Origin of the sequence: Serratia sp. PL17, from assembly GCF_017832355.1 — a bacterium.
Lineage (GTDB): Bacteria > Pseudomonadota > Gammaproteobacteria > Enterobacterales > Enterobacteriaceae > Serratia.
This window is the reverse complement of the sequence record NZ_JAFIBY010000005.1, coordinates 85079-97464: the sequence shown is the minus strand read 5'-3', so window position 1 is coordinate 97464 and position 12386 is coordinate 85079. Positions and strand designations below refer to the sequence as shown.

Annotated in this window: 10 protein-coding genes; 8 read left to right on the top strand and 2 right to left on the bottom strand. The window is 52.6% G+C overall.

Annotation, left to right across the window (positions count from 1 at the left end):
• The first annotated feature begins 105 nt into the window (after positions 1 to 105).
• From JOE25_RS16770 to JOE25_RS16735, 8 genes are all read left to right on the top strand, one after another.
• A complete protein-coding gene (locus JOE25_RS16770) occupies positions 106 to 348 on the top strand; it encodes a YhdT family protein (RefSeq protein WP_209637623.1) in 243 nt (80 codons plus the stop codon).
• The gene (panF, locus tag JOE25_RS16765) at positions 338 to 1783 is read left to right on the top strand and encodes a sodium/pantothenate symporter (protein WP_209637064.1); all 1446 of its coding nucleotides are present in this window, start codon (positions 338 to 340) and stop codon (positions 1781 to 1783) included. Before JOE25_RS16770 ends, panF begins: the two co-directional genes overlap by 11 nt.
• A gap of 11 nt (positions 1784 to 1794) precedes the next feature.
• Entirely contained in the window at positions 1795 to 2676 is an 882-nt protein-coding gene (prmA, locus tag JOE25_RS16760) for a 50S ribosomal protein L11 methyltransferase (protein ID WP_209637062.1), read from the top strand.
• Positions 2677 to 3143: 467 nt separating this feature from the next.
• Positions 3144 to 4109, top strand: coding sequence for a tRNA dihydrouridine synthase DusB (gene dusB / locus JOE25_RS16755; RefSeq protein ID WP_037416196.1), 966 nt, complete (start codon positions 3144 to 3146; stop codon positions 4107 to 4109).
• A 21-nt stretch (positions 4110 to 4130) separates the two neighbouring features.
• Complete coding sequence (gene fis / locus JOE25_RS16750; RefSeq protein WP_000462905.1) at positions 4131 to 4427, top strand: DNA-binding transcriptional regulator Fis; 297 nt, start codon at positions 4131 to 4133, stop codon at positions 4425 to 4427.
• Between the two features lie 355 nt (positions 4428 to 4782).
• Positions 4783 to 5703 carry a kdo(2)-lipid IV(A) palmitoleoyltransferase gene (gene lpxP / locus JOE25_RS16745; RefSeq protein ID WP_209637060.1) on the top strand — a complete coding sequence of 307 codons (921 nt, stop codon included), beginning with the start codon at positions 4783 to 4785 and terminating at the stop codon, positions 5701 to 5703.
• A gap of 125 nt (positions 5704 to 5828) precedes the next feature.
• Positions 5829 to 6524, top strand: a complete 696-nt coding sequence (locus tag JOE25_RS16740) for a CTP synthase (RefSeq protein ID WP_209637621.1) — start codon at positions 5829 to 5831, stop codon at positions 6522 to 6524.
• Between the two features lie 705 nt (positions 6525 to 7229).
• Positions 7230 to 11174, top strand: a complete 3945-nt coding sequence (locus JOE25_RS16735; RefSeq protein ID WP_209637058.1) for a non-ribosomal peptide synthetase — start codon at positions 7230 to 7232, stop codon at positions 11172 to 11174.
• A gap of 39 nt (positions 11175 to 11213) precedes the next feature.
• Here JOE25_RS16735 and JOE25_RS16730 read toward each other — a convergent pair whose 3' ends face one another.
• The gene (locus tag JOE25_RS16730; RefSeq protein ID WP_209637056.1) at positions 11214 to 11903 is read right to left on the bottom strand and encodes an LrgB family protein; all 690 of its coding nucleotides are present in this window, start codon (positions 11901 to 11903) and stop codon (positions 11214 to 11216) included.
• Positions 11896 to 12318: a CidA/LrgA family protein gene (locus tag JOE25_RS16725; RefSeq protein ID WP_209637053.1), complete on the bottom strand. Its 423-nt coding sequence runs from the start codon at positions 12316 to 12318 to the stop codon at positions 11896 to 11898. Before JOE25_RS16725 ends, JOE25_RS16730 begins: the two co-directional genes overlap by 8 nt.
• Positions 12319 to 12386 lie beyond the last annotated feature (68 nt).

Below are 12386 nucleotides of genomic sequence, written 5' to 3'. Positions count from 1 at the left end.
TTTCTTTTTTACTCCGGGCGAGGTAACGGCTTGGCAAAATCCGGCCTTGCCGTAGAATTCCCTACCTTTGATAAATCCATCACCGTAAACCTATGGGAGACACTGGTGGAAACTCGCTTTATTCAAGCTCACCGCGAGGCGCGCTGGGCCCTCGGCCTGACGCTGCTTTATCTGTTGGCCTGGTCGCTGGCCGCCTATCTGCCGGACAGCGAATCCGGTATTACCGGCCTGCCACACTGGTTCGAAATGGCCTGCCTGCTGGTGCCGTTGTTGTTTATCGGCCTGTGCTGGCTGATGGTCCGCGGCCTATTCCGCGATATCTCGCTGGAGGACGGTGATGCAAACTGAAGTCATTCTGCCGCTGGTCGCCTATCTGGCGCTGGTGTTCGGGCTGTCAGTTTATGCCTACAGCCGACGCCAAACGGGCAATTTCCTCAGTGAGTACTTCCTTGGCAGCCGCTCAATGGGTGGCTTTGTGCTGGCCATGACGCTGACGGCGACCTATATCAGCGCCAGTTCGTTTATCGGTGGCCCTGGTGCTGCCTATAAATATGGATTGGGCTGGGTGCTACTGGCGATGATCCAACTGCCGGCCGTATGGTTATCACTCGGTGTGCTTGGCAAGAAGTTTGCCATTCTGGCGCGGCGCTACAACGCAATCACCCTCAACGACATGCTATACGGCCGTTACCAAAGCCGACTGCTGGTCTGGCTGGCCAGCCTGAGCCTCTTGGTGGCGTTCCTGGGTGCCATGACGGTGCAGTTTATCGGCGGCGCACGTTTGCTGGAAACCGCTGCCGGTATCCCTTACGACACCGGCCTGCTGATCTTTGGCCTCAGCATCGCGCTATACACCGCCTTCGGCGGTTTCCGCGCCAGCGTGCTAAACGACGCCATGCAAGGATTGGTGATGTTGATCGGCACCGTGCTGTTGCTGGTTGCGGTGATCCACGCCGCGGGTGGCCTGCACAGCGCCGTAGATAAACTGCAACAAATTGATCCTGCACTGGTGTCACCGCAAGGCGGTGAACAGATCCTTAGCCTGCCGTTTATGGCCTCGTTCTGGATCCTGGTGTGCTTTGGTGTGATTGGCCTGCCGCATACTGCGGTGCGCTGCATTTCGTATAAAGACAGCAAAGCGGTACACCGCGGCATCATCCTCGGTACCATGGTGGTGGCGGTGCTGATGTTCGGCATGCACCTGGCCGGTGCGCTGGGCCGTGCAGTGCTGCCGGATCTGAAAATCCCGGATCAGGTAATCCCTACGCTGATGATCACCGTGTTGCCGCCGTATGCTGCCGGTATCTTCCTGGCCGCGCCGATGGCGGCAATCATGTCGACCATTAACGCTCAACTGCTGCAATCTTCCGCCACTATTATTAAAGATCTCTATCTTGGCGTGCGTCCTCAGCAAATGCAGAACGAGCGTTTGATCAAGCGCTTCTCCAGCCTGACCACGCTGGTGCTTGGCCTGCTGGTGCTGCTGGCGGCCTGGCGGCCACCGGAAATGATCATCTGGCTGAATCTGCTGGCGTTTGGCGGCCTGGAGGCCGTCTTCCTGTGGCCGCTGGTATTGGGCCTGTACTGGGAACGCGCTAACGCGCAGGGCGCCCTTAGCTCAATGGTGACAGGTGCGGTATGCTATACGCTATTGGCCAGCTTCAAGCTGCAGTTGGCGGGGCTCCATCCTATCGTGCCTTCACTGCTGCTGGGCTTGCTGGCGTTTTATATCGGTAACGTCGTCGGCGAAAAACGCCGAGTGGCGTCATCATTACCCTCTTAAAGAGAATTGTTATGCCTTGGATCCAACTCAAACTGAATACTACCGGCAGCCAGGCAGAAGACCTGAGCGATGCACTGGTTGAAAGCGGTGCGGTATCGGTGACCTTTCAGGACACCCACGACAACCCGGTGTTCGAACCGCTGCCAGGCGAGACCTTGCTGTGGGGCGATACCGATGTGATCGGGCTGTACGATGCTGAAACCGACATGACCGACGTGGTGGCAATGCTGGAACAGCATCCATTGCTGGGTGCCGGCTTCCGCCACAAGATCGAACAACTCGAAGACAAGGACTGGGAACGTGAGTGGATGGATAACTTCCACCCAATGCGCTTCGGCGAGCGTCTGTGGATTTGCCCAAGCTGGCGTGATGTGCCCGATCCTAACGCGGTCAACGTGATGCTGGACCCAGGTCTGGCGTTCGGTACCGGCACCCACCCAACCACCGCGCTGTGTCTGCAATGGCTGGACGGCCTCGATCTGGCCGGTAAAACCATCATCGACTTCGGCTGTGGTTCAGGCATCCTGGCGATTGCTGCCCTGAAGCTCGGTGCAGCACGCGCTATCGGCATCGATATCGATCCCCAAGCCATTCAGGCCAGTCGTGATAACGCACAGCGTAACGGCGTTTCAGAGCGTCTGGAGCTGTATCTGCCAAAAGACCAACCTGCAGACTTGCTGGCTGACGTGGTCGTCGCAAACATCCTGGCTGGCCCATTACGCGAGTTGGCGCCGCTGATCGGTTGCCTGCCAAAGTCGGGCGGCTATCTGGGGCTGTCAGGCGTATTGGCCACGCAGGCAAGCAGCGTGGCGCAAGCCTATGAAGACAAATTCACTCTCGATCCGGTCGCGGAACGTGAAGAATGGTGTCGTATCACGGGCCAGCGTAAGTAATCAGAAAGAGTACTCTGATAAAAAACCACCGGTAACTTAGAGCGTTACGGTGGTTTTTTTATTCTGTCTTATCACGCAATGGCGATGTCCTTATGCGCCAGTGTCACCACGGAAGTGTCACCTGAAACGACAGACTCTTCGCCAGAATGTCCACCCAGCAATCTCAGCATAATTAGGTCAATTCTCAACGGAATCGCCTGATAGATGCCGTATATTGCGGCCTATCTCTGGCTGAATCGAGACTCATTACAGATAAAATTCTGTTGTATGGGGAATATTTTACCGCATACAAATTAAGCACTTTTCGTCAACTCATTGTTAAATATATATAATATTTTTATGAATCCTGACAAAGCGCATTTTGATTGCCGAATAACGGCCAATTGGTCAAAGTTTGGCCTTTCATCTCAACGCAAAAATGCGTAATATACGCGCCCTTGCGGACACAGTATGGTTACTCTTTGTCTATGCGCATTGGACACCACCAGCTTACAAATTGCCTGATTGCGGCCCCGATGGCCGGCATTACAGATCGCCCATTTAGAACCCTATGTCATGCAATGGGTGCTGGGATGGCTGTATCCGAAATGCTCTCCTCCAATCCGGAGGTGTGGCGGACGGATAAGTCGCGTCTGCGTATGGTACATAGCGATGAACCCGGGATCCGTTCCGTGCAGATTGCCGGATGCGACCCAGATGATATGGCTGCCGCTGCACGTATTAACGTGGCCAGCGGTGCGCAGATCATCGACATCAATATGGGATGCCCGGCCAAAAAAGTGAACCGGAAGCTTGCAGGGTCTGCATTGCTGCAGTACCCGGATCTGGTTAAACAGATCCTCCACGCAGTGGTTAATGCTGTGGATGTGCCGGTTACGCTTAAGATTCGCACCGGCTGGGCGCCAGAACACCGTAACTGTGTAGAGATTGCCCAACTGGCCGAAGATTGTGGTATACAAGCCCTGACTATTCATGGCCGAACCCGTGCCTGCCTGTTCAACGGCAACGCGGAGTACGACAGCATTCGGGCAGTTAAGCAGAGTGTTTCCATTCCAATTATCGCGAATGGAGACATTACTGACCCGCATAAAGCCAGAGCAGTGCTCGACTACACTGGGGCTGATGCCCTGATGATAGGCCGCGCTGCTCAGGGGAGACCCTGGATCTTCCGGGAAATCCAGCATTATCTGGACACTGGGGAACTGCTGCCCCCTCTGCCGCTTGGCGAGGTTAAGCGTTTGTTGATAGGGCATATTCGGGAATTGCACGGCTTTTATGGCCAAGGCAAGGGATTCCGAATTGCTCGTAAGCACGTATCCTGGTATCTCCAGGAGCACGCCCCGAATGACCAGTTTCGGCGCACATTCAACGCCATAGAGGATGCCAGCGAACAGCTGGAGGCGTTGGAGGCATATTTCGAAAATCTTGCGTAACAAAAAAGAGCTGACAGAACTATGTTCGAACAACGCGTAAATTCTGACGTACTGACCGTTTCTACCGTGAACTCACAGGATCAAGTGACTCAAAAGCCTCTGCGTGACTCGGTTAAACAAGCACTGAAGAACTATTTTGCTCAACTGAATGGTCAAGACGTTAACGACCTGTATGAGCTGGTATTGGCTGAAGTTGAACAGCCACTGTTGGACATGGTGATGCAATACACCCGTGGCAACCAGACCCGTGCCGCCCTGATGATGGGCATCAACCGTGGTACGCTGCGTAAGAAATTGAAAAAATACGGCATGAACTGATACTAGTCAGTTAGCATGTTGAAAAGGCGCAACCTCGCAAGAGGCGGCGCCTTTTTCTTATTCGGCGTTATATCAATCGTCTGTCAATACGAATGAGAATATTCGTATGCCACTCTACCTTTAGAGCTCGTATTCTGTGATAGAATACACATTCCTAGAGCCGCCTTCGCTGGCCTACAGCCATCCTTCCGAAGCCTGATAGCAGCGCGAACCGCCCTTCGAGTGTAAAGATTTAGTCAATTATGGAATCTGGCTAAACGATAGTGATGTCTGGGTGTCTGAGTGGTTGTATCGCAAGTGAGTGGATCCTTATGCGTTACAGGTTGCTGCCCCCTTAATGCATAAATGAGTTTATATGAAGCGTCCGCAAAAATTCAAATTGGCCTTGCTGCACCCGCGCTACTGGTTTACCTGGTTCGGTTTGGCTTGCCTGTTCCTGCTGGTTCAACTCCCCTACCCACTGCTGCACAAACTGGGTGTGTGGATGGGGCGCACCTCGATGCGGTTCCTTAAACGTCGGGTTTCCATTACCCGCCGTAACCTGGAACTGTGTTTCCCAGACATGGAAGAAGCGCAACGCGAGCGCAAAGTGGTCGGCAACTTCGAATCCCTCGGTATGGGCCTGCTGGAAACGGGCATGGCTTGGTTCTGGTCAGATAAACGCGTCAAACGCTGGTTCAACGTTTCCGGTATTAATCACCTGAAAATCGCACAGCAGAATCAGCGTGGCGTTCTCGTCATTGGCGTGCACTTTATGTCACTGGAGCTGGGCGGCCGTGCCATGGGGCTCTGCCAGCCAATGATGGCAATGTACCGCCCACACAACAATAAAGCGATGGAGTGGGCGCAAACCAAAGGCCGCATGCGTTCCAATAAAGCCATGCTCGATCGCAAAGATCTGCGCGGCATGGTTCAGGCTCTCAAACGCGGCGAAGCCGTGTGGTTCGCTCCGGACCAAGATTACGGCCCACGTGGCAGCGTGTTCGCTCCGCTGTTTGCTGTCGATCAAGCCGCCACCACCAGCGGTACCTTTATGCTGGCACGCATGGCCAAACCCGCGCTGGTGCCGGTCGTCTTGATTCGCCGAGAGAAAGGCCGGGGTTATGATTTATTGATCCAACCGGCACTGGAGAATTACCCTATTGGCGATGAGATCGCCGCAGCGGCATACATGAATAAAGTGGTGGAGCAAGAGATCATGCGCGCACCAGAACAGTATATGTGGCTGCACCGCCGCTTCAAAACCCGTCCAGCCGGTGCCCCGTCGCTCTACTGAGCCAACACTCGATTCGCCAAGCCCGGCAAACGCCGGGCTTTTTTGTGCGCAGCGTTTGAAAACCTGAAGATTGGCACTCAGCTTTACTGTAATCTCCTTTTTTACCCGCACAGGAAAAGGAAATGATGAAAGCTCAAGTTCGCATTGCTCTGGTCGGTGATTACCTGCCTCAGGCTGTCTCTCACCAAGCCATCCCGATTGCTCTTCAACTCACTGCTGCACACCTTGACGTCGATATTCAATCCCGCTGGCTACCTACAGAGACCATTACCGATACCTCAGTGCTGCAAGATTTTGATGCAATCTGGGTAGTGCCTGGTAGCCCATATAATCATGATGACGGCGCCTTCATGGCAATCCGCTATGCGCGTGAGCAAAACATCCCCTTCCTGGGCTCCTGTGGCGGATTCCAGTATGCCATTGTGGAATACGCCCGTAACGTCATGGGTTGGCACGATGCTGGCCATGCAGAAACTGACAGTGGCGGTCGATTGGTCATCGCGCCTCTGAGCTGTTCGTTGGTCGAAAAGAGCGGCACTATTATTTTCCAACCGGGTACGCTGGCTGCCCGCACTTACGGCAAGCTTGAAACGCACGAAGGCTATCACTGCAATTTTGGTGTTAATCCCGAGTTTGTCGCCGATTTACAGCAACACCCCCTCATTATCAGCGGCCACGACAGCGAAGGTGATGTGCGATCGGTGGAGCTACCAGGGCACCGCTTTTACGCTGCCACTTTGTTCCAGTCCGAACGGGCCGCATTACGCAACGAACTGTCCCCGCTGGTCGTGGCATTGATCAAAACCGCAGCCAACGTTTAATCAACAAAGATTGAGATATCAGGGGCCATACCATCATGGCCCCATTAATAATGGCACTTTCTCAGACCAGCAGTAAATTGACTTATTATAAAAACATATTGTTCATTCCAATTTAATTTAATTGTCATTTTTATGCCCCCGTTAAATGCACAGATATGAAAAACTCATCAATAATTAAATAAGTGGATAAAACTCTTATTTATTACCAAATAATATATCATTAGCAACTCTGATGCTTAAAGTGATTGGAAGATCTATCGACGACATCCTGGCAGTGTTCAAATAGGTAACCTGGTACGCACGTTCACTTTTCACTGCCGAAAAACTCGAGATAAAATCGACATCAGCCATCGATACATTGCAGAATAAACCTCCCCCACCGCCAATGTTTAAGTGAAAATAAAACCATTAAAAACAACCAATTAAACAAAATCACGCAAGCTAGCCATCATTTCAAATCGGCATTATCCAGTTAAAAAACAATTTTTAATTCCCATTAATAACGTGACTAATTATTAATAACGTAATAAGAAATATGTAAACAATTAAATGATTTATATGTGCATACTGAATTATTTATTCAGACAATTAAAAATGTTTAATGTAAAATTGGGCGGATTTAATATCACCTCTTATAATGTTCGAGTACTTACCGACTACGCATCTATTTAAGTCGATTCTTTCCTGTATTTTGGAGGTGGTTCCGTGTCCGCTTATTCTCTCACGACGGTACAACAGGCCGTATGGTTAGATCAGACCTTAAACCCTGATATTCCACTGTATAATGTAGGGTGCCTCTGGCGCGTGGATAAAGAGATTTCTTTCCCACTGTTTAAAGAAGCTATCCAGTATATTCAACAGCAGCATGACGCGTTACAAACCGCGCTGAAGGAAACACCACAAGGCGTCATTCAACGCCCACTCAGTCAAAAATCCATTGAACTTCACTACAACGATTTTTCGCACCAGGAAGATGCAGCCAGTCAGGCCCAGAACCATCTGCGAGAAATATTTATCCAACCTTATCAACTCTATGAAGACCTGCTATGGCGTTGTCATTTGACCAAAATAGATGATTCAACAACGCTATGGTTATTGGCGTCTCATCACCTGATTGCGGATGGCACGTCGATCTCGTTATTAAGCCGAATGATTATGGATCGGTATAAGCAGCTAAAACTGGGGCAGAAGAGTGAAATAAGCCACTCACGCTACAGCGATTTCGTGGTTAGCGATCTTGCCTACCTTCAGTCATCACGCTATCAGCGCGATCGGGATTGGTGGCTCGAACGCTTTGCAGCAGCCCCGCCATCCGTATTGGAACGTCGCCCCAATTACACCGAGCAACAAACCTATCCCAGCAGCCAAATCATCAAGCGTTTACCGCGAGAACGCTTCTTGCAGTTGGAGCGCTATGCCGCTCATCACGGTGGCTCGGCAATGCACTTCATGGTGGCTCTGCTTGCCAGTTGGTTCGCGCGCATTTGGCAGGTGGATAATGTCACCATCGGTGTGCCGGTGCATAACCGCAGCACCAGCGATCATAAACAGACGCTGGGCATGTTCTCCTCCATGATCCCGCTTAATATCAACGTGGACGTGCAAGAGCCCTTTTCCCATCTGTTACAGCATATTGGCAGCGAGCTGCGTAAATGCTACCGCCATCAGCGGTTTCCTATCGCCGAACTTAACCGCCAACTGAATTTGCACCAACAGGGAAGACGCCAGCTATTTGACATCAGCTTTTCGTTGGAAGTCTTCCCGACAGACATTGAGCTGGAGGGGAGTCAGTTTAAAGTTGAGAACATGCATCATGGCTATGAACAATTGCCATTGGGCATCTACCTACGTCACTACCACCCAGGCGATGATCCTGTACTGGAGTTTAATCTCAATCAGGCTTGGTTTAGTCATGAAGACGGTGAGCGCATTGCCAATCGCGTCGTCCAAATACTCGATACCTTGTTAGACGGCGATGCTAATCTGCCCTTGGGGCAACTGCCGCTGTTACTGCCTGCTGAACAGCAGCATATTTTTCACGAATGGAATAATACGCAGCAATCCTGGGCCACGCCGCAGGGCATTCATCAATTACTAGAACAACAGGTATTACGTACACCAAACGCGCCTGCGCTGAGCTATGAGCGGCAGCAGATAAGCTATTTGCAGTTGAACCAGCAGGCAAACCAGTTGGCCAGTTTTCTACGCCAGCAAGGGACGCAGCCTGATGACCGCATCGCCGTTTGCGTCAATCGCAGCCCTGAAATGGTGACAGCGCTGTATGCCATTTTGAAGTCTGGCGCAGCTTATGTCCCTATTGATCCCGATTATCCGCAAGACCGTTTGCGTCATATGCTGCAGGATTGCGGTGCAAAATACATCCTGATCGACCCGGCGGGCGAACAGGCATTGAATCCCATCTGCGATGTCGCTATTCCACGGCTGCACCTGCAACATGATAGCCATCTGTGGCAACAAGAACCCAAGGACAATCTTGCACCGCAAGGGTCTGAGCCACAGCGCAGCCTGGCGTATGTGATCTATACCTCAGGTTCGACCGGGAAACCCAAGGGCGTCATGAATGAACACCGCGGAGTTATCAACCGCCTGCTCTGGATGCAGCACGCTTATCCGCTGACGCACGACGATGTGGTATTGCAAAAAACACCGTTCAGTTTTGACGTCTCCGTCTGGGAGTTCTTCTGGCCGCTCATGGTCGGCGCACAGTTAGCCATTGCCAAACCTGGCGGCCATCAAGACCCCGACTACCTCAGTAGCTGTATCGCACAACACCGCGTAACCACACTGCATTTTGTCCCCTCAATGCTGCAATTGTTTCTGCGTCACGGCGAAATGGCGCAGTGTGATTCCTTGCGCCGTATCATGTGCAGTGGCGAGGCATTGCCACTTGCCACCGTGCACCGCTGCCTGCAACAGTTACCCCAGGCGGAATTGCACAATCTCTACGGACCAACGGAAGCCGCCGTGGATGTATCCAGCTGGCAATGCCACCCCAATGACGAACGGGCATTGGTGCCTATTGGCAAACCGATCGCCAACACGCAACTCCATATTCTGGATGCTCAGTTACAACCCCTTCCACCTGGGGTTGCTGGCGAATTACATATCGGGGGTATTCAGGTTGCACGCGGTTACCTGAATCGGCCAGAGCTAAACGCCGAACGTTTTATTGCCGATCCTTTCAGCGCTGATCCTCAGGCTCGTCTGTATAAGACGGGTGACCTTGCCCGCTGGTTGCCGGATGGCAACATTGAATACCTGGGCAGAAATGACTTTCAGGTCAAGATCCATGGGGTGCGCATTGAACTGGGTGAAATAGAGCAGCAACTACGCCAATGCGAAGGCGTTGAAGACGCCGCAATACTGGCGAGAGAAGATGGGCATGGAGGAAAACGCCTGGTGGCTTATGTCGTCGCTTCGGATGAGGGCTCGCACTCAGCACAATGGCGCCTTCAGTTACAGCAACACTTGCCCGATTACATGGTGCCTTCCACCTTTGTCAGGCTCAAGGCTCTGCCACTGTCACCCAACGGTAAGTTAGATCGCAAAGCCTTGCCGGCCCCCGCACCGCTCACACAGGTTTCGTTGCAATATGAAGCCCCTCAAACCGCATTAGAACAACAGCTTGCCGCATTGTGGTCGGAATTGCTCGGCGTCACGCAGATTGGTTTGGACGATGATTTCTTTGAACTCGGTGGCCATTCGCTGCATGCCATTCAACTTTTGGTCAAACTGAAGCGCTGTGGGTATCCGGTGGTGATAAAAACCCTGTTTGCTCACCCAACGTTGCGCGCGCAAGCTCGCGCATTGACGGCAGAAACAGTCTCTGATGCCACCGCCCCGATTTCTGCTGCGCCTCTGCAGCAGTTGCTGGCGCGGCTAAATCAAACCAATTTTAACTTTAAACAGGTGATGCGCCTTAATCGGACCATTGCCGCCGACGATATCTGGATGGTTCATCCTGCAGTAACCGGGTGCGATATTTACCATGATTTGGCGATCTCGCTCGAGGGGGCTTTCAACGTCTTGGGGATCAACAATCACAATTTGTTTATCCACCCGCATATCACCTCATTGCACGAATTGGCATCCCATTACCTTGGCCATATGAAGCTGTCACCTACCCGCCCCGTGCGCCTATTAGGGTGGTCACTTGGGGGGCTGATTGCTCTGGAAATGGCCGCGCAGCTTGAAAGCCGAGGCTTCCGTGACATCCAGGTATTTTTGCTGGATACCTTCTATCAAACGGCCTTCCAGATCCGCAGCGAGCCAGGGTTGCTGGCGGCTATGCTGGCCATGCTGGGCATTGAGGGTGACGCTGCCGCCAGAGCATTGCGTGCGGAGCCGACCGAGCTATCCCTGAATAAGGAGACGCTCAGCGCCCCCTTACAGCACGCACGCATCACGCTTTTCAAGGCAACGGAAGACGTGAACTTGAGTATGACCGACCAGGGAGATGGGCAGGAACTTTTGGCGATTGCGGACAACGGACTGTCTTCGATTAGTCACCATTTGCACATACAGCCTCTGGCCTGTAACCATCACTCCATTATTTTCAGCCATGACGAAATCGGCCGCGTGTTACGTGAGTCCACACGCTCTCCCGCTATACCGACCGACATTCGTTGAACCTAACCAACAGCCTGCGGCGCATCTTGCGCCGCAGGTTTACCACATCAATTGTCCAATCAAGGGGGCGGCAATAACCGTAATAATCCCCGCTAACATCATCACCAGACTGGATACAACCCCCTCTTCTTGCCCCATTTCATACGCCTTTGCCGTGCCGGCGCCGTGCGAGGATGCTCCTAACCCAGCCCCCTTCGCAAGGCGACTGCGCACCGCCAGCCGCAAAAACAGGATGTCGCCCACCGCCATGCCAAACACCCCGGTGATCACAACAAACAGGGCTACCAGATCCGGTTGCCCCCCCATTTGCTTGGCAGCCTCCAGCGCAAATGGCGTGGTGATCGAACGCACAGCCAGACTGCGCTGAACCTCTTCCGGCAACGTCAACAAACGCGCCAGCCATACCGAGCTGTAAACCGCAACCAACACCGCCGTCAGTACCCCAGCACTGAGCGACAACCAGTGACGGCGGATAATATGCACGTTCTCGTACACCGGTACCGCAAAGGCGATAGTGGCGGGGCCTAATAACCACAGCAGCCAGTGCGTTTCGCCAATGTAATCCTGATATGAGGTATGGGTCACCACCAGCAACAGCACCAGGATCATTGGCGTCAGGACCAGCGGCATCAACAACAGAGTACGGCGGCGGCGATAAAGCCTTTTATTGGCGAAATACAATGCCAATGTCGCCAAAAAACAGAGAACACTGAGGATAAAATCATTCATCGCGCTGCTTCCGGCGACGTAACCAAATCTCCAGACGGTAGACACGATCAACCACCAATCCGGTCGCCCCCAGCGTCAACATGGTGCTGATCGCAATCACCAAAAAAATCTTCCAGCCTTCCACCATCAATAATTGGGCATAGTTGACTACGGCGACCACTGCCGGTACGAAGAACAGCAGCATCTCAGCCAGCAACCAGCGAGAACCGGCCTTAACCCAGTTCAACGGCAAAATGCGCAGCAGGATCAACGCCAACATCATCAACATGCCGACAATATTGGCAGGCAGCGGCAGATGAAACTGTTGCACGAGCCGATCGGCGATCAGAAATAGCCCCGCATACAACGCAACCTGGATCGGCACCTGTAGTCGATTCAATACGCTGGGGGCAGCATGGCGTAATGCCAGTAACATGGAAACCAACCTCAAACAAAAATTCACGGTTTACAGTATACGCAGCCAGGAAACCTGGCCTGAAATGA

Bases quoted from the DNA above. Each gene is read 5' to 3' on its own strand.
- prmA (WP_209637062.1), top strand. From the start codon at position 1,795: ATGCCTTGGATCCAACTCAAACTGAATACTACCGGCAGCCAGGCAGAA.
- JOE25_RS16740 (WP_209637621.1), top strand. From the start codon at position 5,829: ATGAAAGCTCAAGTTCGCATTGCTCTGGTCGGTGATTACCTGCCTCAG.
- lpxP (WP_209637060.1), top strand. From the start codon at position 4,783: ATGAAGCGTCCGCAAAAATTCAAATTGGCCTTGCTGCACCCGCGCTAC.
- JOE25_RS16725 (WP_209637053.1), bottom strand. From the start codon at position 12,318: ATGTTACTGGCATTACGCCATGCTGCCCCCAGCGTATTGAATCGACTA.
- dusB (WP_037416196.1), top strand. From the start codon at position 3,144: ATGCGCATTGGACACCACCAGCTTACAAATTGCCTGATTGCGGCCCCG.
- panF (WP_209637064.1), top strand. From the start codon at position 338: ATGCAAACTGAAGTCATTCTGCCGCTGGTCGCCTATCTGGCGCTGGTG.
- fis (WP_000462905.1), top strand. From the start codon at position 4,131: ATGTTCGAACAACGCGTAAATTCTGACGTACTGACCGTTTCTACCGTG.
- JOE25_RS16730 (WP_209637056.1), bottom strand. From the start codon at position 11,903: ATGAATGATTTTATCCTCAGTGTTCTCTGTTTTTTGGCGACATTGGCA.